This window comes from Klebsiella sp. LTGPAF-6F (genome assembly GCF_001753185.1).
GTDB lineage: Bacteria > Pseudomonadota > Gammaproteobacteria > Enterobacterales > Enterobacteriaceae > Klebsiella > Klebsiella michiganensis.
In genome coordinates, this window is record NZ_CP017450.1 from 2,222,531 (window position 1) to 2,247,443 (window position 24,913).

General features: G+C 55.6%; 18 protein-coding genes. 10 read left to right on the plus strand and 8 right to left on the minus strand.

Annotated elements, in window-relative coordinates; all coding sequences use genetic code 11:
• Positions 1 to 2: 2 nt before the first annotated feature.
• From mukF to tnpA, 7 genes are all read left to right on the plus strand, one after another.
• A complete protein-coding gene (gene mukF / locus BJF97_RS10395; RefSeq protein WP_004849491.1) occupies positions 3 to 1,325 on the plus strand; it encodes a chromosome partition protein MukF in 1,323 nt (440 codons plus the stop codon).
• Positions 1,306 to 2,010, plus strand: a complete 705-nt coding sequence (gene mukE / locus BJF97_RS10400) for a chromosome partition protein MukE (RefSeq protein WP_004100725.1) — start codon at positions 1,306 to 1,308, stop codon at positions 2,008 to 2,010. The genes mukF and mukE overlap by 20 nt, the downstream gene beginning before the upstream one ends.
• Positions 2,010 to 6,458, plus strand: a complete 4,449-nt coding sequence (gene mukB / locus BJF97_RS10405; RefSeq protein ID WP_014228649.1) for a chromosome partition protein MukB — start codon at positions 2,010 to 2,012, stop codon at positions 6,456 to 6,458. Before mukE ends, mukB begins: the two co-directional genes overlap by 1 nt.
• Before the next feature lie 183 nt (positions 6,459 to 6,641).
• The gene (gene ldtD / locus BJF97_RS10410) at positions 6,642 to 8,435 is read left to right on the plus strand and encodes a L,D-transpeptidase (protein ID WP_032694241.1); all 1,794 of its coding nucleotides are present in this window, start codon (positions 6,642 to 6,644) and stop codon (positions 8,433 to 8,435) included.
• Between the two features lie 300 nt (positions 8,436 to 8,735).
• The gene (locus tag BJF97_RS10420) at positions 8,736 to 9,287 is read left to right on the plus strand and encodes a YcbK family protein (protein WP_004130967.1); all 552 of its coding nucleotides are present in this window, start codon (positions 8,736 to 8,738) and stop codon (positions 9,285 to 9,287) included.
• Between the two features lie 13 nt (positions 9,288 to 9,300).
• Positions 9,301 to 9,948, plus strand: a complete 648-nt coding sequence (locus BJF97_RS10425; RefSeq protein WP_014837967.1) for an MBL fold metallo-hydrolase — start codon at positions 9,301 to 9,303, stop codon at positions 9,946 to 9,948.
• Positions 9,949 to 10,111: 163 nt separating this feature from the next.
• Positions 10,112 to 10,546, plus strand: coding sequence for an IS200/IS605 family transposase (tnpA, locus tag BJF97_RS10430; protein ID WP_014228411.1), 435 nt, complete (start codon positions 10,112 to 10,114; stop codon positions 10,544 to 10,546).
• Between the two features lie 91 nt (positions 10,547 to 10,637).
• Here the strand turns inward: tnpA and BJF97_RS10435 are convergent, their stop codons facing one another.
• The 4 genes from BJF97_RS10435 to pncB form a co-directional block, all read right to left on the minus strand.
• Entirely contained in the window at positions 10,638 to 11,828 is a 1,191-nt protein-coding gene (locus BJF97_RS10435) for an amino acid aminotransferase (protein ID WP_009653304.1), read from the minus strand.
• A 187-nt stretch (positions 11,829 to 12,015) separates the two neighbouring features.
• A complete protein-coding gene (locus BJF97_RS10440) occupies positions 12,016 to 13,101 on the minus strand; it encodes a porin (protein ID WP_014228653.1) in 1,086 nt (361 codons plus the stop codon).
• A 591-nt stretch (positions 13,102 to 13,692) separates the two neighbouring features.
• Positions 13,693 to 15,093 carry an asparagine--tRNA ligase gene (gene asnS / locus BJF97_RS10445; RefSeq protein WP_004849497.1) on the minus strand — a complete coding sequence of 467 codons (1,401 nt, stop codon included), beginning with the start codon at positions 15,091 to 15,093 and terminating at the stop codon, positions 13,693 to 13,695.
• Positions 15,094 to 15,396: 303 nt separating this feature from the next.
• Positions 15,397 to 16,599 carry a nicotinate phosphoribosyltransferase gene (gene pncB / locus BJF97_RS10450; protein ID WP_025107499.1) on the minus strand — a complete coding sequence of 401 codons (1,203 nt, stop codon included), beginning with the start codon at positions 16,597 to 16,599 and terminating at the stop codon, positions 15,397 to 15,399.
• Between the two features lie 327 nt (positions 16,600 to 16,926).
• Here pncB and pepN point away from each other — a divergent pair, with 327 nt between their 5' ends.
• Positions 16,927 to 19,542: an aminopeptidase N gene (pepN, locus tag BJF97_RS10455; protein WP_014228655.1), complete on the plus strand. Its 2,616-nt coding sequence runs from the start codon at positions 16,927 to 16,929 to the stop codon at positions 19,540 to 19,542.
• Between the two features lie 65 nt (positions 19,543 to 19,607).
• Here the strand turns inward: pepN and ssuB are convergent, their stop codons facing one another.
• From ssuB to ssuE, 3 genes are read right to left on the minus strand one after another with little or no spacing between them, the layout of a single operon-like run.
• Entirely contained in the window at positions 19,608 to 20,381 is a 774-nt protein-coding gene (gene ssuB / locus BJF97_RS10460; protein ID WP_032695054.1) for an aliphatic sulfonates ABC transporter ATP-binding protein, read from the minus strand.
• Positions 20,378 to 21,169, minus strand: a complete 792-nt coding sequence (gene ssuC, locus BJF97_RS10465) for an aliphatic sulfonate ABC transporter permease SsuC (RefSeq protein WP_004849501.1) — start codon at positions 21,167 to 21,169, stop codon at positions 20,378 to 20,380. The genes ssuB and ssuC overlap by 4 nt, the downstream gene beginning before the upstream one ends.
• A 56-nt stretch (positions 21,170 to 21,225) precedes the next feature.
• Positions 21,226 to 21,801, minus strand: a complete 576-nt coding sequence (gene ssuE / locus BJF97_RS10470) for an NADPH-dependent FMN reductase (protein WP_009653287.1) — start codon at positions 21,799 to 21,801, stop codon at positions 21,226 to 21,228.
• Between the two features lie 248 nt (positions 21,802 to 22,049).
• On the opposite strand from ssuE, the gene pyrD reads away from it, so the two are divergent.
• The gene (gene pyrD / locus BJF97_RS10475) at positions 22,050 to 23,060 is read left to right on the plus strand and encodes a quinone-dependent dihydroorotate dehydrogenase (RefSeq protein WP_004130996.1); all 1,011 of its coding nucleotides are present in this window, start codon (positions 22,050 to 22,052) and stop codon (positions 23,058 to 23,060) included.
• Positions 23,061 to 23,228: 168 nt separating this feature from the next.
• The gene (zapC, locus tag BJF97_RS10480) at positions 23,229 to 23,771 is read left to right on the plus strand and encodes a cell division protein ZapC (protein ID WP_004849504.1); all 543 of its coding nucleotides are present in this window, start codon (positions 23,229 to 23,231) and stop codon (positions 23,769 to 23,771) included.
• On the opposite strand, the gene BJF97_RS10485 is transcribed toward zapC, so the two are convergent.
• Positions 23,768 to 24,877 (minus strand): YcbX family protein, encoded by a 1,110-nt coding sequence (locus BJF97_RS10485; protein ID WP_032695055.1) that lies wholly within the window; start codon positions 24,875 to 24,877, stop codon positions 23,768 to 23,770. The two genes, zapC and BJF97_RS10485, sit on opposite strands and share 4 nt — an antisense overlap.
• Positions 24,878 to 24,913 lie beyond the last annotated feature (36 nt).

The following is a 24,913-nucleotide window of genomic DNA, read 5'->3' on the forward strand; positions in this document are numbered from 1 at the left end:
CTATGAGTGAATTTTCCCAGACAGTCCCCGAACTGGTTGCCTGGGCCAGGAAAAATGATTTTTCTATTTCGCTGCCGGTCGACAGACTCTCTTTTCTGCTGGCGATTGCCACGCTGAACGGCGAGCGGATGGAAGGGGAAATGACCGAGGGAGAACTGGTGGATGCGTTCCGCCACGTGAGTGATGCGTTTGAGCAGACCAGCGAAACCATCAGCCAGCGCGCCAATAATGCCATTAACGATATGGTGCGCCAGCGTCTGCTGAACCGCTTTACCAGCGAAATCACCGAGGGTAACGCTATTTATCGCCTGACGCCGCTGGGCATTGGGATCACCGACTACTATATTCGCCAGCGCGAGTTCTCCACCCTGCGACTGTCGATGCAGCTCTCCATCGTTGCCGGCGAACTCAAGCGCGCCGCCGACTCGGCAGAAGAGGGCGGCGATGAGTTCCACTGGCATCGTAACGTTTTCGCTCCGCTGAAGTACTCGGTAGCGGAAATCTTTGACAGCATTGACCTGACTCAGCGGATCATGGATGAGCAGCAGCAGCTGGTGAAAGATGATATTGCCCAGCTGCTGAACAAAGACTGGCGGGCGGCGATCTCCAGCTGCGAGCTGCTGCTGTCGGAAACGTCCGGCACCCTGCGGGAACTGCAGGATACCCTGGACGCGGCGGGCGATAAGCTGCAGGCAAACCTGCTGCGTATCCAGGATTCGACCATGGCGCGCGACGATCTGAATTTTATCGATCGTCTGGTGTTCGATCTGCAAAGCAAGCTGGACCGTATCGTCAGCTGGGGGCAGCAGGCGATTGACCTGTGGATCGGCTACGATCGCCACGTGCATAAATTTATCCGTACCGCCATTGATATGGATAAAAACCGCGTCTTCGCACAGCGTTTGCGTCAGTCGGTGCAAACCTACTTCGACGCCCCCTGGGCGCTCACCCATGCGAATGCCGATCGTCTGCTTGATATGCGCGATGAAGAGATGGCGCTGCATGATGAAGAGGTCACCGGGGAACTTCCAACGGATCTGGAGTACGAAGAGTTTAACGAAATTCGCGAACAGCTGGCGGCGCTGATTGAAGGACAGCTGGTGGTCTATAAAGAGAAGGGACTGCCGCTGGATCTTGGCCTGGTGGTACGCGAATATCTGTCGCAGTATCCGCGCGCGCGCCACTTTGACGTCGCGCGTATTGTGGTCGACCAGGCGGTACGTTTGGGCGTAGCGCAAGCAGATTTCACCGGACTGCCGGCAAAATGGCAGCCGATTAATGATTACGGAGCCAAGGTACAGGCGCATGTCATCGACAAATATTGAACAAGTGATGCCGGTTAAACTGGCGCAAGCGTTGGCTAATCCGTTATTTCCGGCGCTGGATAGCGCCCTGCGCGCGGGCCGTCATATCGGCCTTGACGAGCTGGATAATCACGCATTTTTAATGGATTTTCAGGATTACCTGGAAGAGTTTTATGCTCGCTACAACGTCGAGCTGATTCGCGCGCCGGAGGGGTTTTTCTATCTGCGCCCGCGGTCGACCACGCTGATCCCGCGCTCGGTGCTCTCCGAGCTGGATATGATGGTGGGTAAAATTCTCTGCTATCTCTACCTCAGCCCGGAGCGTCTGGCCAACGAGGGCATCTTCACTCAGCAGGAGCTTTACGACGAGCTGCTGACCCTCGCAGACGAAGCCAAGCTGCTCAAGCTGGTCAATAACCGTTCTACCGGGTCCGACCTAGACCGCCAGAAGCTGCAGGAAAAAATGCGCGCTTCGCTCAACCGCCTGCGCCGCCTCGGCATGGTGTGGTTTATGGGCCATGACAGCAGCAAATTCCGCATTACCGAATCGGTGTTTCGCTTCGGCGCCGACGTGCGCGCCGGTGACGATCCGCGCGAAGCCCAGCTGCGTATGATCCGCGACGGTGAAGCGATGGCGCTGGAAAATCGCCTGCAGCTTAATGATGAGAATGAAGAGAATCAGCCGGATAGCGGGGAGGAAGAGTAATGATTGAACGCGGTAAGTTTCGCTCGCTGACGCTGGTTAACTGGAACGGTTTTTTTGCCCGTACTTTTGATCTCGATGAATTAGTGACCACGCTTTCCGGTGGTAACGGTGCCGGTAAATCCACGACCATGGCCGCCTTCGTCACCGCACTGATCCCGGACCTGACGCTGCTGCACTTTCGTAACACCACGGAAGCGGGGGCGACCAGCGGCTCGCGCGATAAAGGCCTGCACGGTAAGCTGCGCGCTGGCGTCTGCTACTCCGTGCTGGACGTGATCAACTCCCGCCACCAGCGCGTGGTGGTCGGCGTTCGTCTACAGCAGGTCGCCGGTCGCGATCGTAAGGTCGATATCAAGCCTTTTGCGATCCAGGGCCTGCCAACCTCCATCCAGCCAACTCAGCTGCTGACCGAAACCCTTAACGAGCGCCAGGCGCGCGTGGTGACGCTCAACGAGCTGAAAGATAAGCTCGAAGCGATGGAAGGGGTGCAGTTCAAGCAGTTTAACTCTATTACCGAGTATCACTCGCTGATGTTCGACCTGGGCGTGGTGGCTCGCCGCCTGCGTTCGGCTTCGGACCGTAGCAAATACTATCGCCTGATCGAAGCCTCGCTGTACGGCGGTATTTCGAGCACCATTACCCGCTCGCTGCGCGACTACCTGTTGCCGGAAAACGGCGGCGTGCGTAAGGCGTTCCAGGATATGGAAGCGGCGCTGCGTGAAAACCGCATGACGCTGGAAGCTATCCGCGTGACGCAGTCGGACCGCGACCTGTTCAAGCATCTGATCAGCGAAGCCACCAACTACGTTGCCGCCGACTATATGCGTCACGCTAACGAGCGACGCATTCATCTCGACAAGGCGCTGGAGTATCGTCGCGATCTGTTCACCTCCCGCGCTCAGCTCGCGGCGGAACAGTATAAGCACGTCGATATGGCCCGCGAGCTGCAGGAACATAACGGCGCGGAAGGCGATCTGGAAGCCGATTATCAGGCCGCCAGCGACCATCTGAACCTGGTGCAGACCGCTCTGCGCCAGCAGGAAAAAATCGAGCGCTATGAAGCGGATCTTGATGAACTGCAGATTCGCCTCGAAGAACAAAATGAAGTCGTCGCGGAAGCGGTTGACCAGCAGGAAGAGAACGAAGCCCGCGCCGAAGCCGCCGAGCTGGAAGTGGATGAGCTGAAAAACCAGCTTGCCGACTACCAGCAGGCGCTGGACGTGCAGCAGACTCGCGCGATTCAGTACACCCAGGCGCTGCAGGCGCTGGAGCGGGCAAAAGCCCTCTGCCATCTGCCGGATTTAACGCCGGAGAGCGCCGACGAGTGGCTGGAAACTTTCCAGGCGAAAGAGCAGGAAGCGACGGAGAAAATGCTGTCGCTGGAACAGAAGATGAGCGTGGCGCAAACCGCGCACAGCCAGTTTGAACAGGCTTACCAGCTGGTGGCGGAGATCAACGGCCCGCTGGCACGTAATGAAGCCTGGAACGTGGCGCGCGAGCTGCTGCGCGAAGGCGTTAATCAACGTCATCAGGCCGAACAGGCGCACGGGCTGCGCAGTCGTCTGACGGAGCTTGAACAGCGTCTGCGTGAACAGCAGGATGCCGAACGCCAGCTCAATGAGTTTTGTAAGCGCCAGGGCAAACGCTACGATATCGATGAGCTGGAAGCCCTGCACCAGGAGCTGGAAGCCCGCATCGCATCCCTTGCCGACAGCGTTTCCACCGCCAGCGAACGGCGGATGACCCTGCGTCAGGAGCTGGAACAGCTGCAGTCGCGGACGCAAACGCTGATGCGCCGCGCGCCTATCTGGCTGGCGGCGCAGAACAGCCTCAATCAGCTGTGCGAGCAGAGCGGCGAGCAGTTTGAGTCAAGCCAGGACGTTACCGAATATCTCCAGCAGCTGCTGGAGCGTGAACGCGAAGCTATCGTGGAGCGCGATGAAGTCGGAGCCCGCAAGCGCGCTATCGACGATGAAATTGAGCGTCTTAGCCAGCCGGGCGGTTCGGAAGATCAGCGCCTGAACGCGCTGGCGGAACGTTTTGGCGGCGTACTGCTGTCGGAAATCTACGATGACGTGAGTCTCGATGATGCGCCGTATTACTCCGCGCTCTACGGTCCTTCCCGCCACGCCATTGTGGTACCGGATCTGTCGCTGATTGCCGATCAGCTGGAAGGTCTCGAAGATTGTCCCGAAGATCTCTACCTGATCGAGGGCGATCCGCAGTCGTTCGATGACAGCGTATTCAGCGTCGATGAGCTGGAAAAGGCGGTGGTCGTTAAGATTGCCGATCGTCAGTGGCGCTATTCACGCTTCCCGACGCTGCCGCTGTTTGGCCGCGCCGCGCGTGAAAGCCGCGTTGAAACGCTGCACGCCGAGCGCGAAAGCCTGTCCGAGCGCTTTGCGACCCTGTCGTTTGATGTGCAGAAAACCCAGCGCCTCCATCAGGCGTTCAGCCGCTTTATCGGTAACCATCTTGCGGTAGCCTTTGAGGACGACCCGGAAGAAGAAATCCGTAAACTGAATACGCGTCGCGGCGAACTGGAGCGGGCGCTGACCGCCCATGAGAGCGATAACCAGCAGAACCGGGTGCAGTATGAGCAGGCAAAAGAGGGCGTATCCGCACTCAACCGCCTGCTGCCGCGTCTGAATTTGCTGGCCGATGACTCGCTGGCCGATCGCGTGGATGAGATCCAGGAACGCCTGGACGAAGCGCAGGAAGCCGCGCGCTTCGTCCAGCAGCATGGGAATCAGCTGGCAAAACTGGAGCCGATCGTTTCCGTGCTTCAAAGCGACCCGGAGCAGTTTGAACAGCTGAAAGAAGATTACGCATATTCGCAGCAGACTCAGCGCGACGCGCGTCAGCAGGCATTTGCGCTGACCGAAGTGGTGCAGCGTCGCGCCCACTTTAGCTACTCCGATTCTGCAGAGATGCTGAGCGGTAATAGCGATCTGAACGAGAAGCTGCGCCAGCGTCTGGAGCAGGCTGAGGCGGAGCGCGCCCGTACCCGTGAAGCGCTGCGTACCCACGCCGCGCAGCTCAACCAGTACAACCAGGTGCTGGCATCGCTGAAAAGTTCCTACGACACCAAGAAAGAGCTGCTCAACGACCTGCATAAAGAGCTTCAGGACATTGGCGTGCGCGCCGACGCCGGCGCCGAAGAGCGCGCTCGTCTGCGCCGCGATGAGCTTCATGCTCAGCTCAGCAACAACCGCGCGCGGCGGAACCAGCTCGAAAAAGCATTGACCTTCTGCGAAGCGGAAATGGATAACCTGACCCGCAGGCTGCGCAAGCTGGAGCGCGATTACTGCGAAATGCGCGAACAGGTGGTCAGCGCTAAAGCCGGCTGGTGTGCGGTCATGCGCCTGGTGAAAGACAACGGCGTGGAGCGTCGCCTGCATCGTCGCGAGCTGGCCTACCTTTCGGCAGATGAACTGCGCTCGATGTCGGATAAGGCGCTCGGCGCGCTGCGTCTGGCGGTCTCGGATAACGAACACCTGCGCGATGTACTGCGTATTTCTGAAGATCCGAAACGCCCGGAGCGTAAAATCCAGTTCTTTGTCGCCGTTTATCAGCATCTGCGCGAGCGTATTCGCCAGGATATCATCCGCACCGACGATCCGGTGGAAGCGATTGAGCAGATGGAGATCGAACTCAGCCGTCTGACGGAAGAGCTGACCAACCGCGAGCAGAAGCTGGCCATCAGCTCCCGCAGCGTGGCCAATATTATCCGCAAGACTATCCAGCGCGAGCAAAACCGTATTCGTATGCTCAACCAGGGGCTGCAGAGCGTCTCCTTCGGCCAGGTCAACAGCGTGCGTCTGAACGTCAACGTGCGGGAAACCCACTCGATGCTGCTGGACGTGCTGTCAGAACAGCATGAACAGCATCAGGACCTGTTTAACAGCAATCGTCTGACCTTCTCGGAAGCGCTGGCGAAGCTGTATCAGCGCCTCAATCCGCAGATTGATATGGGGCAGCGTACGCCGCAGACCATCGGTGAAGAGCTGCTGGACTACCGCAACTATCTGGAGATGGAAGTGGAAGTTAACCGTGGTTCCGACGGCTGGCTGCGCGCGGAATCCGGTGCGCTATCGACCGGTGAGGCTATCGGTACCGGGATGTCGATTCTGGTGATGGTAGTACAGAGCTGGGAAGATGAATCCATGCGCCTGCGCGGTAAGGACATTTCGCCGTGTCGTCTGCTGTTCCTTGATGAAGCGGCGCGTCTGGATGCTCGCTCTATCGCGACGCTGTTCGAGCTCTGCGATCGTCTGGAGATGCAGCTGATTATTGCGGCGCCGGAAAATATCAGCCCGGAAAAAGGTACCACCTATAAGCTGGTGCGTAAGGTCGTGAATAATCACGAGCACGTGCACGTCGTCGGGCTGCGTGGCTTCGCACCGCAGCTGCCCGAAACGCTGCCGGGAACGGCAAATGCTTCATAGGATGGTACAATAACCAGCCAAAGGGCGACGCGATGTCGCCCTTTTTGTTATCCGTTCCTGTACTTTAGGATTGTATAATCTTTTAACTTCTTTACATTTGGGAAGGCAAAAGCGTTTTCGTCTTCATATACTGAAAGTAAGCCCCATTTTAGCGGGCAGCAATGTGTTAACAGGGGGCAAGGGATGTTGCTAAAGAAACGGTATGGTCGTCAATTGTCTGCGCTCAGCCTGAGCCTGGCGTTTGCATTTGCTCCACTGTTCAATGTCCAGGCTGAAGAGCCTGAAGTGGTACCATCGGATAGCTCTGCCACCATCAGCGAGCTCTCTTCCGCGCTAAGCCAAAGCGCAAACCAATCCGCGGCGGTCGCCCAAATGGCCGGCGAGCAGGCGCTTTCTGCCGATGCGGCAGCGAAGAGCCGCGCCGGGATTCAGGCGGTACTGCCGTCCGGTTATCAACCCGTATTTATGAATCCGCTGGTATCGCTGTATGCGGCCAGGGATATGAAACCGATGTGGGATAACCGCGAGGCGGTGCAGGCGTTTCAACAGCAGCTGGCTGAGGTTGCTATCGCCGGTTTTCAGCCGCAGTTCACCACCTGGGTTGAGCTGTTGACCGACCCGGCAGTGAACGGTCTGGCGCGGGATGTCGTTCTGTCTGACGCCATGATGGGCTATCTGCATTTTATTAGCGGTATTCCGACTCAGGGCAACCGCTGGCTGTATGGCACGAAACCGTATGCCATGTCGACGCCGCCTCTGTCGGTAATTAACCAGTGGCAGGTGGCGCTGGATAACGGTTCGCTGCCGCAGTTTATTGCGGGTCTGGCTCCGCAGCATCCGCAGTATGCCGCAATGCATCAGGCGCTATTAGCTCAGGTTGCCGATTCCCGTCCCTGGCCGCAGCTCACCGGTAAGACGTCGCTGCGCCCGGGGGAATGGAGCAACGATGCCGGCGCGCTGCGCGAAATTTTACAGCGCACCGGTATGCTGGATGACGCGGCAAAAATTGCGTTGCCCGGTGATGAGGTGGTGAGTCCGTCCGCCGGGAAAAAGGCCAAAAGCAGCGGCCGTGGCGTTTACGATCGCCAGTTAGTGGAGGGCGTTAAGCGCTTCCAGGCGTGGCAGGGACTGGGCGCAGACGGCGTGATTGGTCAGGCGACCCGCGACTGGCTCAACGTTTCTCCTGCGCAGCGCGCCGGCGTGCTGGCATTGAATATCCAGCGTTTGCGCCTGCTGCCGGGTAATCTGGCGACCGGAATTATGGTGAATATTCCCGCCTTTTCGCTGGTCTATTACCAGGACGGTAGCCAGGTGCTGGCATCGCGGGTTATCGTTGGCCGTCCGGATCGCAAAACCCCTATGATGAGCAGTGCGCTGAACAACGTTGTGGTCAACCCGCCGTGGAACGTTCCGCCGACGCTGGCGCGCAACGATATTCTGCCGAAGGTGCGCAATAACCCAGGCTATCTTGAGCAGCACGGCTATACGATGATGCGCGGCTGGAATAGCAAAGAGACTATCGACCCGTATCAGGTGGACTGGGAAACGATAACCGCATCGAATCTGCCGTTCCGCTTCCAGCAGGCTCCCGGCGCGCGCAATTCGCTGGGGCGCTATAAATTCAATATGCCAAGTTCAGATGCGATATATTTGCACGATACGCCCAATCACAATCTGTTCCAGCGGGATGGACGCGCGCTGAGCTCCGGGTGCGTGCGCGTGAATAAAGCCTCAGAACTGGCCAATATGCTGCTTCAGGATGCTGGCTGGAATGATGCGCGTATTTCAGATGCGCTAAAACAGGGGAATACCCGCTACGTTAATATTCGCCAGAATATCCCGGTTAATCTCTATTATTTGACCGCGTTCGTTGGCGCTGATGGGCGTACACAATATCGAACAGATATTTACAATTACGATCTCACCGCGCGATCCAGCGCACAAATTCTACCTAAAGCTGAACAATTAATCAGATAAATGAAGTAGTTCAACGGATTTGGTTGTCCTACCACTGTGTGAAAACGGGCCTTGCACGCTGCAAGGCCCGAGTTTACTGGGGTTAGGCTACCTTGACGTTGGCAATAATGCCCGGTAAGGTGCCTTTCGTGCGCCAGAAGTGCATATACATATAATCCTGCAAAGGCGCTGTGGCAGTAAGCAGCCCGTTCTCCATAGCTGATATTTATTAGCCGTAGGGGAGCGAGTGCGTGCTGGCGGCTAACGGGCGCGTTGCGGGAAAAGTATATTACGATTCATTTACCTGTAGACCTGATTATCATGGACAAATTTGACGCTAATCGCCGCAAACTGCTGGCGTTAGGTGGAGCGGCGCTCGGTGCTGCTGCCATTCTGCCTGCGCCGGCATTTGCCACCCTCTCGACCCCCCGACCGCGTATTTTGACGCTGAACAACCTGCATACCGGTGAATCACTCAAGGCGGAGTTTTTCGATGGCAGAGGCTATATTCAGGATGAATTAGCAAGACTTAATCATTTTTTCCGTGATTATCGCGCGAATAAGATTAAGTCCATCGATCCCGGTTTGTTCGATCAACTCTATCGTTTGCAGGGATTACTTGGTACCAACAAGCCTGTCCAGCTTATTTCCGGTTATCGTTCTGTTGATACCAATAATGAGCTTCGCGCGCGTAGCCGGGGTGTGGCAAAACACAGCTACCACACTAAAGGCCAGGCCATGGATTTTCATATTGAAGGCATTTCGTTAAGCAATGTTCGCAAAGCCGCGTTATCTATGCGCACAGGTGGTGTAGGATACTACCCACGTAGCAACTTTGTGCATATTGATACCGGGCCAGTACGGCACTGGTAACGAAAGGAGCCTCATGAACTATCGTATTATTCCGGTTACCGCGTTCGCGCAGAACTGTTCTTTAATCTGGTGTGAACAAACCAAACTGGCGGCGCTGGTCGATCCCGGCGGTGATGCTGAGCGAATCAAACAGGAAGTCGCGGCGGCAGGCGTTAGCCTGATGCAGATTCTGCTCACGCACGGTCATCTCGATCACGTTGGTGCGGCGGCGGAGCTGGCACAACATTATGGCGTGCCGATTATTGGGCCGGAAAAAGAAGATGAGTTCTGGCTGGAAGGATTACCGGCGCAGAGCCGGATGTTCGGTCTGGAAGATTGCCAGCCGCTGCAGCCAGATCGCTGGCTGAACGAAGGCGATACGGTCAGCGTGGGGAATATTTCCCTGCAGGTGCTGCACTGCCCAGGCCATACGCCGGGGCACGTGGTCTTCTTCGATCCTGCTTCCCGACTGTTGATTTCTGGCGATGTGATTTTTAAAGGCGGAGTAGGGCGTAGCGACTTCCCTCGCGGCGACCATAGCCAACTGATCGATGCGATTAAGCGCAAGCTGTTGCCGCTGGGCGATGACGTGTCGTTTATTCCGGGTCATGGACCGATGTCGACCCTTGGCTATGAGCGTCTGCACAACCCATTCCTGCAGGATGAAATGCCGGTCTGGTGACCGAAGCCAGCATATAAAAAAGGCCGCACATGCGGCCTTTTGTTGTCATCCCTAAACCACCTCCTAGGGAGGTGGTGATTGCTCCTGTAAGGCTATAGCCTGAAGAATGCCCATGTCGGAATATCTCTGCTTACTCACCACAAGTAAAAGGAGACAAACCGACATGGGACTTTACAGGAGTTCATCACATGTATATTGGCGTTGCAAATACCACATAGTCTGGACACCCAAGTACCGATTCAGGATCCTGAAAGATAAGCTGGGTAAGGAGCTGTACAGGACGATCTATATCCTCTGTGGAATAAAGGATTGTGAGGTTCTGGAGCTAAATGTTCAGCCCGATCATGTACATCTGGTCGTCATCATTCCACCAAAGATCTCGATATCAACTCTGATGGGCCATCTAAAAGGACGCAGTGCCATCAGGCTTTATAACCGTTTTCCACATATCAGGAAGAAGCTATGGGGGAATCATTTTTGGTCGCGAGGCTACTTTGTCGATACGGTGGGAGTGAATGAAGAAATTATCAGACGATATGTGAGGCATCAGGAGAAAACGGAACAAACGTATGAACAGCAGATGGAATTGCTAGAGTAATCAGCGGAAGGTGACAATAGCCCCCCTTACAGGGGGCATTCTCAAAAGCCACCTTCTCAGAAGGTGGTCTTTTACTTGCCCTGCGCTGAGATTACAGTACGGCAACAATCGCTTCGCACAGCGGCGCCATGTTGTCGGGCGTCATACCGGCGACGTTTATACGTCCGGACGCCACCGCGTAAATTCCGAACTCTTCACGCAGACGCAGTACCTGCTCTTTGGTCAGGCCGCTGAACGAGAACATCCCGTTTTGCTGAATGATGAAAGAGAAATCGCGGCTGGCGCCTTTTTCCTGCAGGGTATTAACGAACAGCAGACGCATACGCTGGATGCGTTGACGCATGTCGGTCAACTCTTGCTCCCAGATGGCGCGCAGCGCGTCATTGCTGAGAATGGTCGCCACTACCGAGGCGCCGTGAGCGGGCGGGTTTGAGTAGTTCGCGCGGATAACCGACTTCATCTGGCTGAAAGCGCGGTCTACCGCTTCCTGGTCAGCGGCGACCAGCGTACAGGCGCCCACGCGCTCGTTGTACAGGCCGAAGTTTTTCGAGTAGGAGCTGGCAACCAGCAGCTCTTTATGCAGAGCGGCGAAAGCGCGCAGGCCTTCAGCATCTTCTTCCAGGCCGCGGGCAAAGCCTTGGTAGGCAAAGTCAAACAGCGGCAGCCAGCCTTTCTCTACGGAGAGCTGCGCCAGCTGTTGCCACTGTTCCAGCGTCGGATCGATACCGGTTGGGTTATGGCAGCAGCCGTGGAACAGAACCACGTCGCCGGCCTGCGCTTCGTTCAGGCTGGCCAGCAGCCCGTCGAAGTCGAGTTTGTGATTAGCGGCATCGTAGTAGGTGTATTCGCGCACTTCCAACCCGGCTGAATTGAACACGCTTTTATGGTTCGGCCAGCTGGGGTTGCTCACCCAAATACGTTTAACGTCGGTGTTCTTCGCCAGAAAATCGGCGGCGACGCGCAGGCCACCTGTACCGCCGGGCGTTTGCGCGGTGCGGGCGCGTTTATCATTGATAATTGCGCTTCCTTTCCCGAACAGAAGCTCCTGGGTGCAGCGGCCAAATTCCGGAATACCATCGATACCCAGATAATTTTTTGTGGTTTCATTTTCCAGCAGATACTGCTCTGCTTTTTTCACGCTAGTCAGGACCGGTGTTTTACCCGTTTCATCTTTATAAACACCAATTCCAAGATTAATTTTTGTTGGGCGGTCATCGGCACGAAACAGATCGGCCAGGCCCAGAATTGGGTCGGCAGGGGCGGCGGTAATGTTCTCAAACATGACGAGGTTCCATTGTGATTACTGAAGGGAAATCCGCTATCAGGTTAACGGGAGTTATGTTAATTGCCAACCGTTTGCGACAAAAAGCGAGAAGGTTTTTGAAAGTTACGATCTTCCTCTCAGGAAAGCAGAAAAGCAGGACCGAAGTCCTGCTTTTTAGGCATATCACGAAGGGGTGTACTGCAGATTAGAACTGGTAAACGATACCCACTGCGGCCTGGTCGTCGGTCGCAACGCCAGCGGCTTTGGTGTAATCGTTGTCGTTCAGCTGGTTGAATTTATACGCAGCGTAGACGTTCATGTTTTTGTTGAAGTAGTACCAGGTACCCACTTCGACGTATTTAACCAGGTCAGCATCGCCGCCGGAGAAGCCAGCGCGGGAGCGCAGGTCTTTACCTTTAGTCTGTACGTAGCCGATGGACGGACGCAGGCCGAAGTCGAACTGATACTGAACAACGGCTTCGAAGTTCTGAGTTTTGTTAGCGAAGTAGTTGCCTTCGTTTTCCGGCGTCATGTTGTAAGTCTGGGAGTACATGACCGCAGCATAGACGTTGTTCGCGTCATACTTAGCGGAGGTTGCCCATGCTTCAGCTTTTTCGCCCTGACGGTCAGCTTTCTGATCGCCGCTACGGTTGGAGTTCGCATAGCCTGCAGACAGCGCAATGCCGTTGTCAAACGCGTAGGTTGCCGCGGTGCTGAAGCCGTCGCCGTTTTGTTTCTTAACATCACGGCTGGAAGCGTCGTTTTTACCCTGGTACTGCAGCGCGAAGCTCAGGCCGTCAACCAGACCGAAGAAGTCAGAGTTACGGTAGGTGGCTACGCCGTTGGTACGCGCGGTCATGAAGTTGTCGGTGTAGCTCCAGCCGTCGCCGCCCCATTCAACCAGCATATCGGTTGCCGCTTCAACGTCGTAGATGGCGCCGTAGTTACGACCGTAGTCGAATGAACCGTATTCACCGGCTTTTAAGCCTGCGAAAGCCAGACGAGTTTTGGTGGTCTGTTTACCTTCAACATTGGACGCATCCATGTTGTATTCCCACTGACCGTAGCCGACCAGCTGATCGTTGATCTGGGTTTCGCCTTTCAGGCCGATACGGGCGTAGGTGGTATCATCGCTGCTGGTGTCGCCGTTGGTGGTCCAGACGTGCTCGCCAACCATTTTTCCGTAGAAGTCCAGTTTGTTGCCGTTTTTGTTATAGATTTCTGCAGCGTTAGCTGCACCGGCTACCAGCAGGGCAGGAATTACCGCTGCCAGAATTTTGCGCTTCATCATTATTTATTACCCTCATTTATATTTTTTTATGAACACTTGCCACTGCCGTCAATAAGTTTCGTCAATAAAAATTTACAGAACTATTGATGATAGTTTGGTGTCTGGAGGCATCTTTCCATTCAGAACAACGTTTCGCTAGCCTGAAAATGCTACCAATATCGCATATGAGTAACAAAAGGAAATCCTATGTAACTAAATATGTATTTTTGGGAACTTTGTGAACTCAATCAACATTCCGCACCTGTTCGCCGATTAAATCACCTGTCTTTATATATCTATATGAATTAATTATGATTAATTTAGATAAGAGAGGGTTTGTGCATTTTACGTCAGCATTTTGCTTTATTTTTATTCAAATCTTGTCGTTGCAAGTTGTGCTGTGACTGGTTAAAAAACGAGCAATATAATCAGCATGTTTGCCAATTTATGAACATAAGGTGCGGTTTTAATTAGCGGTCGCTAATGAAATAGTGCGTAACATAATTGTGAATCAGGATGGTTGATGTTTAAGTTTCCTGATATTCGTTAACGTAAATTGACATAAAAAAAGGCCAGCTTGCGCTGGCCCTGGATGAAAATTGCAGAAAAAAATCAGAAAGTCGCGTTACGCGGGGTCCGCGGGAACGGAATGACGTCGCGAACGTTCTGCACGCCGGTCACGTAGGCGATAAGACGCTCAAAGCCCAGACCGAAACCGGAGTGCGGTACGGTGCCGTAACGGCGCAGGTCGCGATACCACCAGTAGTCTTCTTTATTAAGACCCATTTCCGCCATACGCGCGTCAAGCACGTCCAGGCGCTCTTCACGCTGGGAGCCACCGATAATTTCACCGATGCCCGGCGCCAGAACGTCCATTGCGGCGACGGTTTTACCGTCTTCGTTAAGGCGCATATAGAAAGCCTTGATGTCTTTCGGGTAGTTTTTCACCACCACCGGGGCTTTAAAGTGCTCTTCCGCCAGATAGCGTTCGTGCTCGGAGGAGAGATCCACGCCCCAGTAGACCGGGTTTTCGAACGACTTACCGCAGTTTTCCAGAATGGTGACCGCGTCAGTGTAATCAACCTGGGCAAAATCAGCGGAAACGAAACGCTGCAGGCGGTCGATAGCGTCTTTATCAACGCGTTCGGCAAAGAACTGCATGTCGTCTGCGCGCTCTTCGAGAACGGCTTTGAAGACGTACTTCAGCATCGCTTCCGCCAGACCTGCCACATCGTTCAGGTTAGCAAAGGCGACTTCCGGCTCCAGCATCCAGAACTCTGCCAGGTGGCGGCTGGTGTTGGAGTTTTCCGCACGGAAGGTTGGGCCAAAGGTGTAGATTTTGGACAGCGCGCAGGCGTAGGTTTCGCCGTTCAGCTGGCCGGAAACGGTCAGGAACGACTCTTTGCCGAAGAAGTCTTTATCGAAATCGACTTTGCCCTGTTCGTTGCGCGGCAGGTTTTCCAGATCCAGCGTTGACACGCGGAACATCTCGCCGGCGCCTTCAGTGTCGGAAGCGGTAATCAGCGGAGTCGAAACCCAGAAGAAGCCCTGCTCGTCGAAGAAACGGTGCAGCGCCTGCGCCAGGGTATGGCGAACGCGCGCCACCGCGCCAATCAGGTTGGTGCGCGGGCGCAGGTGGGCAACTTCACGCAGGTACTCGATGCTATGGCGTTTAGCCGCCATCGGATAAGTATCCGGATCTTCCACCCAGCCGCTGACTTCCACGTGGCTGGCCTGGATTTCAAAGCTCTGACCCTGGCCCTGAGATGCCACGACTTTACCGGTCACCACGACCGAGCAGCCGGTGGTCAGGCGCAGCACTTCCTGATTGTAATTGGGAAGAGAATTACTAATAACGGCCTGTACAGGATCAAAGCAGGAACCGTCATAGACGGCGAGGAAAGAAAAGCCAGCTTTAGAATCTCGGCGGGTACGCACCCATCCGCGCACGGTGACTTCGCTGTCAACGGCAACGCGGCCCTGGAGTACGTCGGCTACAGGCACAACGCTCATAATAGTCTCTCTTGTTAGTCCAATAGAAAAATCTGTATTCCCCTGCAACAGGGGGATATCTATGTTACCTGTCATCTTCCATCAGACAAGTAGATTTCGCACAAGAAAGGGGGGTTTTAGGAAATAAATAAGGAGATAGCCTACTTTGCTGCGTGAGAGCCTGATATTCAGAGAGATTCGTTCAGCGCGATGATCCCATGCAGGGCGAACGGGGTTCTTAATGCCTGATAACGTCTCGGGGTGATAAGCGGAGGCGAATAAAAATGCGCCCGTTTTGGCGGACGCATTTTGTCTTTATATGACCTAGCTGGCTTTTTTAACCGGCGGTAGATCGAAGGCTTTGCGCAGCGCGCGGACGAAAGCTTTATCGTGACAAATCGTTTTACCCGGGCTATCCGAAAGTTTCGCCACCGGTTTACCGTTGCACTCCACCAGCTTGATAACAATATTGAGCGGCTTCACCTGAGGAATATCGCAGGTTAAACGCGTGCCGATACCGAAGCTCAGATTCACCCGCGATGAGAAGTGGCGATAGAGATCAACCGCTTTTGTCAGGTCGAGATTATCGGAAAATACCAGCACTTTGCTCAGCGGGTCGATGCCCAGCTTTTTGTAGTGGGCGATAGCCTTCTCGCCCCATTCCACCGGGTCGCCGGAGTCGTGGCGCAGCCCCTGATAGCGGGTCGCAAACTCCGGCCCGAAATCGCGCAGAAAAGCGTCCATCGTAATGCAGTCGGTCAGCGCAATCCCCAGCCGATCGGGATACTCTTCCAGCCAGGCCGCGAGAGCCGCGCGCTGGCTGCTCGCCAGGTTCGGGCTGATCTGCTGATGCGCCTGGAACCATTCGTGAGCCTGGGTCCCCATTGGGGTCAAATTCAAACGCCGCGCCAGATCGTAATTGCTGGTACCGGTGAACCAGGATTCTTGCTGAAGACGCTGAACAATCGCCTGCTGCACCTCGCGGGAGAAGCGGCGGCGGGTACCGAAATCCATCAGGCGGAAGCCCGACATATCGATATCAGCAGTGAGGCGGTTAAAGTCAGTCAGCTTATGCTCAAGGGTGTCCAGCGCGAGATCGACGCTGATTTCCGGCGAGCGATAGCGATGTACCAGCTCGCTTATCACCGCCAGCAGCGGAACTTCCCACATAATAACTTCAAGCCAGGGGCCGGAAAGGCGAATATTCAGCTTGCCGTTGTCATTGATGACCGTGACCTGGCGCGGGTCGTAGCGGAAGCCGCGTAGCCACTCGAGATAGTCTGGCGCAAAGAAGGGCAGGCTCGACAACCAGTGATATTCATCGTCCTGCAGTCTCAGGTCGCGCATCGTCTCAACCTGCTCGCGAATCGCATCGGCGTAGATGCCGAGCAGATCGTCCCCGCGGCAGCGGAACTCCGCCGCAACCTGTACATCATTGTAGCGGTGGAAGACAGCCTGCTGCATGTGCAGCTTGTAGGCATCCGTATCAAGCAACGAGTGCAGTACAGGAGAAGTGAATTGGGTCATGGTGCGCAGTAGCATCCTCTCACTGGAGCGTTTCCATCAAAACCAAAGCGGTAAAAGGAGGCGGAGTATACCTGTAATACCCGACGCTGTCCCGCGGTGACGGCTGATGGCGACGCTGACGGTCATTTGCGAGGCCTAGTTTAATATATTGAACACGCATCACACCACAAGCTTTGCGCCTGGTCGAGCGCATTTCGTGCCTCTTGTGTTATCAAAATGTAGCAATTTTCATGTTTAGCATTGAAAAGATGAAGATTCTGCATAGCGAGATTTGCGCAACAGGAATAGACTGAGTCGACACTTTACAGGACACGCTAAAGGTTTTTTATGACACAACAGCCCCAAGCCAAATACCGCCACGACTACCGTGAGCCGGAGTATCTGATTAGCGATATCGATTTGACCTTTGACCTGGATGCCGCGAAAACCGTTGTGACGGCTGAGAGCAAGGTCTCCCGCCACGCGGCTACGTCTGATGTGCCATTGCGTCTGGATGGCGAAGACCTGACGTTGGTCTCTCTGCGGATTGATGGTCAGCCGTGGAGCGACTACAAGGAAGAAAATAACCAGCTGGTGATTAGCGGGTTGCCGGAACATTTCACTCTGACCATCGTCAATGAAATCAGCCCGGCGGCGAATACCGCGCTGGAAGGGCTATATCAGTCCGGCGAAGCGCTGTGTACCCAGTGCGAGGCGGAAGGCTTCCGCCACATTACCTGGTATCCGGACCGCCCGGACGTTCTGGCGCGCTTCACCACCAAAATCATCGCCGATAAAGCAAAATACCCGTTTCTGCTCTCCAACGGTAACCGCGTGGCCCAGGGCGAGCTGGAAAATGGCCGTCACTGGATCCAGTGGCAGGACCCGTTCCCAAAACCGTGCTACCTGTTTGCGCTGGTGGCCGGTGATTTTGACGTCCTGCGCGATACCTTCAAAACCCGTTCGGGGCGTGAAGTGGCGCTGGAGCTCTACGTTGACCGCGGTAACCTTGACCGCGCGCCGTGGGCGATGACTTCGCTGCAAAATTCCATGAAGTGGGACGAAACCCGCTTTGGTCTCGAGTACGACCTCGACATCTATATGATTGTCGCCGTCGACTTCTTCAACATGGGCGCCATGGAGAACAAAGGCCTTAACGTCTTTAACTCCAAATACGTACTGGCGCGTACCGATACCGCGACCGATAAAGATTACCTGGATATCGAGCGCGTGATTGGTCATGAATATTTCCATAACTGGACCGGCAATCGCGTGACCTGCCGCGACTGGTTCCAGCTCAGTCTGAAAGAGGGGCTGACCGTTTTCCGCGATCAGGAATTCAGCTCCGACCTCGGCTCGCGCGCGGTGAACCGCATTAATAACGTACGCACCATGCGCGGCCTGCAGTTTGCCGAAGACGCCAGCCCGATGGCGCATCCGATTCGCCCGGATAGCGTGATCGAGATGAACAACTTCTATACCCTGACGGTGTATGAGAAGGGAGCGGAAGTGATCCGCATGCTGCATACCCTGCTGGGCGAAGAAAATTTCCAGAAAGGCATGCAGCTCTATTTTGAGCGCCACGACGGCAGCGCCGCGACCTGCGACGACTTTGTCCAGGCGATGGAAGACGCTTCCAACGTCGATCTGTCCCACTTCCGCCGCTGGTATAGCCAGTCCGGTACGCCAATTGTCACCGTCCATGATGACTACAACCCGGAAACGGAGCAGTACACGCTGACCATCAGCCAGCGCACGCCGCCGACCGCTGAGCAGGCGGAGAAGCTGCCGCTGCATATTCCGTTCGACATCGAGCTGTACGATAACGAAGGCAAGGTAATCCCGCTGCAGAAGGGCGGTCACCCGGTGCATCACGTGCTGAACGTCACCCAGGCGGAGCAGACTTTTGTTTTCGACAACGTTTACTTCCAGCCGGTCCCGGCGCTGCTTTGCGAGTTTTCCGCGCCGGTGAAGTTGGAGTACAAATGGAGCGATCAGCAGCTGACCTTCCTGATGCGCCACGCGCGGAATGATTTCTCCCGCTGGGACGCGGCGCAGAGCCTGCTGGCGACCTATATCAAACTCAACGTCAACCGTCACCAGCAGGGGCAGCCGCTGTCTCTGCCGATTCACGTCGCCGATGCGTTCCGCGCGATTCTGCTGGATGAGAAGATCGATCCGGCGCTGGCGGCGGAGATCCTGACGCTGCCTTCAGCGAATGAAATGGCGGAGCTGTTTGCGATTATCGATCCGCTTGCCATCGCGGCGGTGCGCGAAGCGCTGACCCGCACGCTGGCGAAAGAGCTGGCTGACGAGTTCCTGGCGGTTTACAACGCCAACAAGCTCGACGGCTACCGCGTTGAGCATGCCGATATCGGTAAGCGTTCTCTGCGTAATACCTGCCTGCGCTACCTGGCGTTTGGCGATACCGAGCTGGCGGATAAACTGATTAGCGCGCAGTATCACCATGCGGACAATATGACCGACGCGCTGGCGGCGCTGGCCGCGGCCGTAGCGGCCCAGCTGCCGTGCCGCGATGCGCTGATGCAGGAGTATGACGACAAGTGGCACCAGGACGGACTGGTCATGGATAAATGGTTTATCCTGCAGTCCACCAGCCCGGCGGATAACGTCCTGGAGACGGTTCGCGGCCTGTTGCATCATCGCTCGTTTAGCATGGGTAACCCGAACCGCGTCCGTTCTCTGATCGGCGCCTTTGCCGGCAGCAACCCGGCGGCGTTCCATGCAGAAGACGGCAGCGGCTATCAGTTCCTGGTCGAGATGCTGACTGAGCTGAACAGCCGCAACCCGCAGGTGGCTTCGCGTCTGATTGAGCCGCTGATTCGTCTGAAACGCTATGACGAGAAACGTCAGGCGCTGATGCGCGGGGCGCTGGAGCAGCTGAAGGGTCTGGAGAATCTTTCCGGGGATCTGTTCGAGAAAATCAGTAAAGCGCTGGCGTAACGCCAGCGCGAGTCCAAACCTGTAGCCCCGCTAAGCGCAGCGCGAGCGGGGGAACGTCGCAGTCGTTAACCGTGGCTCACTAAGCGTGGCGAGGATTCGTTCTTGCCGCGCTGCATCACCCGATTCAGTACTTCCGCTTCCAGTTCGGCCAGCTTCACTGAACCCGTGCGTCGCGGACGGGGAATGTCCACCAGCAGATCCAGCCCTATCTTCCCCTCTTCAATCAGCAAAACGCGATCGGCCATCGCCACCGCCTCGCTGACGTCGTGGGTGACCAGCAGAACGGTAAATCCGTGCTCCTGCCACAGCGAGACAATCAGATCCTGCATCTCCAGGCGAGTGAGGGCGTCCAGCGCGCCCAGCGGCTCATCAAGCAGTAATAATCCGGGGCGATGAATTAACGCGCGAGCCAGCGCCACGCGCTGCTTTTGCCCGCCGGAAAGCGCCGCGGGCCACTCACCGGCGCGGTCTTCAAGGCCGACGCTCGCCAGCGCCTTGAGCGCCGCCTCGCGCCACTGCCCCTTCAGCCCGAGGCCGACATTGTCGATCACCGTTTTCCACGGCAGCAGGCGGGAATCCTGGAACATCATCCGGGTATCCTCCTGGATTTGCGCCAGCGGCGTCGAACCCGCCAGCAGCTGCCCGGCGTTGGGTTTTTCCAGCCCGGCCAGCAGCCGCAGCAGGGTGCTTTTACCGCCGCCGCTGCGTCCGACCACCGCGACAAATTGCCCGGTGGGAATATGCAGATCGAGTTCATTCAGAATCGTTTTGCTGCCGTAACGCTTGCTTACGCCGTTTAGCAGCAGCGGGATCCCCGGATTAAGACGCGCGGTTGTCATGCGTTGGCCTCCTGAAGGTGGTAAGCCGGATTCCAGCGCAGCCAGACGCGTTCAAGAAGCTGTGCGCTGAAGTCGGCCAGTTTGCCGAGAATAGCGTAAAGAATAATGGCGACGACCACGACATCGGTCTGCAGAAATTCGCGGGCGTTCATCGCCAGATAGCCGATACCGGCGTTAGCCGAGATGGTTTCAGCCACGATCAGCGTTAACCACATCAGGCCGAGCGCAAACCGGATGCCGACCATAATGGAGGGCAGGGCGCCCGGCAGGATCACGTGACGGAACAGAGCAAAACCCGATAAGCCATAGCTGCGGGCCATCTCCACCAGACCCCTGTCAATGTTTCGAATACCGTGCCAGGTATTGATATAAATCGGGAACATCGTCCCCAGCGCCACGAGGAAAATTTTGGCGCTTTCATCGATGCCGAACCATAAAATCACCAGCGGAATCAGCGCGAGGTGCGGTACGTTGCGCAGCATCTGAATGGAGGTGTCCAGCAGGCGTTCGCCCCAGCGCGACAGGCCGCTGATAAGCCCGAGAACTAGGCCAATGGAACCTCCGATGCTGAAACCAATAAGCGCCCGCCATGAGCTGATGGCCAGATGTTGCCAAAGCTCACCGCTGGCGGAGAGCGTCCAGAAGGCTTTGAGCACCCCTTCCGGTGACGGCAAAATACGGGTAGAGAGCCAACCAACGGAAGAGGCGAATTGCCATACAATCACGCTGCCAACCGGCAAAAGCCAGGGGGCTATGCGGATCAGGAGTTTTTGCGAAAGCGTCGCCATACAGTGTTCCTTTATTCTTTAGCGTTTTGCCTGGTGACGGGCATCAACGCTGAACTTTAAACGTGCTCAACCCGCTGTAAGGTTTTCAGCGCCGGCGCGCGGCTGCTGGGGCGATGCAGCGCCTGCCAGAAGGTTTCCAGCGCCTGGTCGAGGCGGCCCTGCAGATTCGGGGTAAACTGCGGTTTATGCTGATAATCCGTGACCTGGCTATCGTCAGCGAAAACGCCGTGGAGGATCTCCTGGGCTTTCAGCGCGTTGAGTACCGGTTTTAAGGCGTAATCCACCGCCAGCATATGGGCGATGGTTCCGCCGGTAGCCAGCGGCAGAACGATTTTGCCCTCCAGCGCGCGCTCCGGCAGCAGGTCCAGAAGCGTCTTTAACGCGCCGGAAAAAGAGGCCTTATACACGGGCGTCGCGATGATCAGCCCATCGGCGCCGGCAAGCTGTTCATTTAACGCATGGAGGGCTGGGTTATCAAAGCGAGCGTAGAGCAGGTCTTCCGGAGCGAAATTCTGCAGATGCCAGTGGCAGACCTCGATATCCGCCGCCGAGAGCGTCTCTCTGGCGTATTCCAGAAGCGCGCTGGAGCGGGAAGGGTAGCGCGGGCTGCCCGCAAGTGTGATGACTCGCATACTCTCTCCTTATAACTAAATATTTGCATTTATCTATAATTGATAACATTTAGCCGCAGTGTGACAGAGCGCTTTTATTTCCCTAAATGATTTATCCGGCGTTGGATTGTCAGAAAGTGCATAACGAACGGGAGAAAAGTAAACGTTTGCGTCGGAGGTAAGATTTTTTGTCGTAGGTCAATTCCCTTTCCGGGGTGGATCGCACATAATACGCCCCCGGTTTGCACACCGGGAATCCAGGAGAGTTCATGTACTACCCCTTCGTTCGTAAAGCCCTTTTTCAGCTCGATCCTGAGCGCGCTCATGAAGTCACTTTTCAACAATTACGCCGTGTTTCGGGTACCCCGCTGGAAATGTTGGTTCGCCAGAAGGTGCCGACAAAGCCGGTAACCTGTATGGGGCTCACATTTAAGAACCCGCTGGGCCTGGCCGCCGGGCTGGATAAAAACGGCGAGTGCATTGATGCGCTCGGGGCGATGGGTTTTGGTTCCATTGAAATTGGTACCGTGACGCCACGTCCACAGCCGGGCAACGATAAGCCAAGGATCTTCCGCCTGGTCGATGCCGAAGGTTTGATCAACCGCATGGGCTTTAATAACCACGGTGTTGATAACCTCGTGGAGAACGTAAAAAAGGCGCATTTTGACGGCATTCTGGGTATTAATATTGGCAAGAATAAAGATACACCGGTAGAACAAGGCAAAGATGATTATCTGATTTGTATGGAAAAAATCTATGCTTATGCCGGCTATATCGCCATTAATATCTCCTCGCCGAATACCCCAGGCTTGCGTACTTTACAATACGGAGATGCGCTGGACGATTTGCTTTCTGGTATTAAAAATAAGCAACGCGAGCTACAAGAGAAACATCAAAAATATGTTCCTGTGGCCGTAAAGATCGCTCCGGATCTTTCCGTCGAAGAATTGATCCAGGTAGCGGACAGTTTAGTACGGCATAATATAGATGGCGTCATTGCCACCAATACCACTCTGGATCGATCGCTGGTGCAGGGGATGAAACATTGTGATGAAACCGGTGGCCTTAGCGGACGTCCATTGCAGCTGAAGAGTACGGAAATTATCCGCATGCTGTCTGCGGAATTAAATGGCCGCCTGCCAATTATCGGAGTCGGCGGTATTGACTCGGTGATTGCCGCCCGGGAAAAGATAGCCGCCGGAGCGACGCTGGTGCAGATTTATTCCGGATTTATTTTTAAAGGCCCGCCGCTGATTAAAGAAATTGTTACCCATATCTAATCTTTTCCCCCTCTGATACTCCTCCAGGGCTTTATTTATAGCCCTGGTTGTTTTATATTCCTTCATTGTTGCTTATTTAGACATTTTAGTCTTTTCTTAATTTTTGAAATATTCTGTAGCAGTTTACCTGTTTATTACAGACGGAAGTGGAAGAGGACGGGGGTAGAAATGCGGATCAAACCTGACGATAACTGGCGCTGGTATTACGATGAAGAGCATGACCGCATGATGCTCGATCTGGCTAATGGTATGTTATTCAGATCGCGTTTTGCTCGCCGCATGTTGACGCCCGACGCCTTCGCGCCTTCCGGATTTTGCGTTGATGACGCAGCGCTCTATTTTTCATTTGAAGAAAAGTGCCGCGATCTCGAATTATCAAAAGAACAGCGCGCTGAATTAGTACTCAATGCGCTGGTTGCGATTCGTTTTCTCAAGCCGCAAATGCCGAAAAGCTGGCATTTCAACACGCATGAAGAGAGCTGGCAGCCCGGCGTTGGCGATGCCGCCAGCGCATGGCTCAGCGATACCGGCCAGCAGGTGAATCTGCTGGTGGTTGAGCCCGGAGAAAACGCCGCGCTGTGCCTGTTAGCCCAGCCCGGTCTGACGCTTGCCGGGCGGGTGATGCAGCTCGGCGACGTGATTAAAATTATGAACGACAGGCTGCAGCCGGCGCCAGGCGTCGCCAGCTACAGCCTGGGTCAGGCGGTTTAAGGCGCCAGCCTCACCGCGGTTTTCGGCACGCAGCTACAGCATAAAATGGTGCCATCTGCGGCGACCGCGTTTTTCTTCAGCGCGCTGACTTCTCCTTCTTCCAGCCGGATGCGGCAGCTGCCGCAAATCCCAGCCCGGCAGGAGTAAGGAATACGAATTCCCTGTTGTTCCAGCTGCTCCAGCAAGATTTGCTGATTATTACCGGTAAAACTCACACCCTGCCACGCTATTTCCACCGTCGCGTTCTCCTGCGCTTCAGGTGCCGGCGTAGTATCACTCTCGCCTGCGCCGTAGGCCTTCGCCGGGCCGCGGGCGAGCACTTCTAACGCATCGCCTACGCGGATTACGCCGCTATTTCGCGCGATCAGGTTCTGGCCAAAATCGACATCGCCGTTGTCCAGCGCCGTGCGGAAACGCTGCAGCGTGCTTAAGGGCTCCCCGGAAGGATGCTTTTGCCCGCGCTCCGGGCTGACGGTGGTCAATACGCAGCGGCTGCACGGTTTGACGACATCAAAAATGACCTCGCCAATGCGCACCACTTTCCACGTATCTTCTTCCCAGGCGGCTGCGCCGGTCACCAGCAGATTTGGGCGAAATTGTTCTATGCTTACGCTGGCCGGACAGCGATTTTGCAGATCGCGCAGCGAGGCCTCATTGGCCAGCAGATAGGGAAAACCGTCGGCAAAAGAGAGGGGGACGGCATCGTGACGTTTTACCCTGCGGCTAAGCGCTGGCCCCAGCCAGCGGAGCTGAACGCTGCGGTTGAAGAACCCGCTTAGCCACTGGTTCACCCGGTCCGGGGCAATCAGGGCGGTAAAATGGTTGCCCCAGACTTCGGTCGGCTCCTGCTGTACGGAGAAATCGCTGAAGCGCACCATCGCGCTGCTGCCGTCCGGCGCGGTCAGATGCAGACCATCATGGAGCGGCGCGGGAATAAATTTGACCATTTGCGGAAACTGACGGGCGGTAATGAAGGTGCCATCGGTTTCCGTCACCATAAATATACGATCGAAGGCCAGCCCGCTGCTGTCTGCATAAGCGTGGCTGAGCCCCATTCCCCGCATCGATTTGACGGGATGAATAAAAAGTCGCGAAAGGGTTACCATACGCTGCCCCTGGCTTTAAAAATAAGCCTTTAACTT

Coding starts and splice junctions, on each gene's coding strand:
- pepN (WP_014228655.1), top strand. CDS start 16,927: ATGACACAACAGCCCCAAGCCAAATACCGCCACGACTACCGTGAGCCG.
- ssuC (WP_004849501.1), bottom strand. CDS start 21,169: ATGGCGACGCTTTCGCAAAAACTCCTGATCCGCATAGCCCCCTGGCTT.
- asnS (WP_004849497.1), bottom strand. CDS start 15,093: ATGAGCGTTGTGCCTGTAGCCGACGTACTCCAGGGCCGCGTTGCCGTT.
- BJF97_RS10420 (WP_004130967.1), top strand. CDS start 8,736: ATGGACAAATTTGACGCTAATCGCCGCAAACTGCTGGCGTTAGGTGGA.
- pncB (WP_025107499.1), bottom strand. CDS start 16,599: ATGACCCAATTCACTTCTCCTGTACTGCACTCGTTGCTTGATACGGAT.
- pyrD (WP_004130996.1), top strand. CDS start 22,050: ATGTACTACCCCTTCGTTCGTAAAGCCCTTTTTCAGCTCGATCCTGAG.
- tnpA (WP_014228411.1), top strand. CDS start 10,112: ATGGGACTTTACAGGAGTTCATCACATGTATATTGGCGTTGCAAATAC.
- BJF97_RS10440 (WP_014228653.1), bottom strand. CDS start 13,101: ATGATGAAGCGCAAAATTCTGGCAGCGGTAATTCCTGCCCTGCTGGTA.
- mukB (WP_014228649.1), top strand. CDS start 2,010: ATGATTGAACGCGGTAAGTTTCGCTCGCTGACGCTGGTTAACTGGAAC.
- mukF (WP_004849491.1), top strand. CDS start 3: ATGAGTGAATTTTCCCAGACAGTCCCCGAACTGGTTGCCTGGGCCAGG.
- BJF97_RS10435 (WP_009653304.1), bottom strand. CDS start 11,828: ATGTTTGAGAACATTACCGCCGCCCCTGCCGACCCAATTCTGGGCCTG.
- ssuB (WP_032695054.1), bottom strand. CDS start 20,381: ATGACAACCGCGCGTCTTAATCCGGGGATCCCGCTGCTGCTAAACGGC.
- ldtD (WP_032694241.1), top strand. CDS start 6,642: ATGTTGCTAAAGAAACGGTATGGTCGTCAATTGTCTGCGCTCAGCCTG.
- ssuE (WP_009653287.1), bottom strand. CDS start 21,801: ATGCGAGTCATCACACTTGCGGGCAGCCCGCGCTACCCTTCCCGCTCC.
- mukE (WP_004100725.1), top strand. CDS start 1,306: ATGTCATCGACAAATATTGAACAAGTGATGCCGGTTAAACTGGCGCAA.
- zapC (WP_004849504.1), top strand. CDS start 23,229: ATGCGGATCAAACCTGACGATAACTGGCGCTGGTATTACGATGAAGAG.
- BJF97_RS10425 (WP_014837967.1), top strand. CDS start 9,301: ATGAACTATCGTATTATTCCGGTTACCGCGTTCGCGCAGAACTGTTCT.
- BJF97_RS10485 (WP_032695055.1), bottom strand. CDS start 24,877: ATGGTAACCCTTTCGCGACTTTTTATTCATCCCGTCAAATCGATGCGG.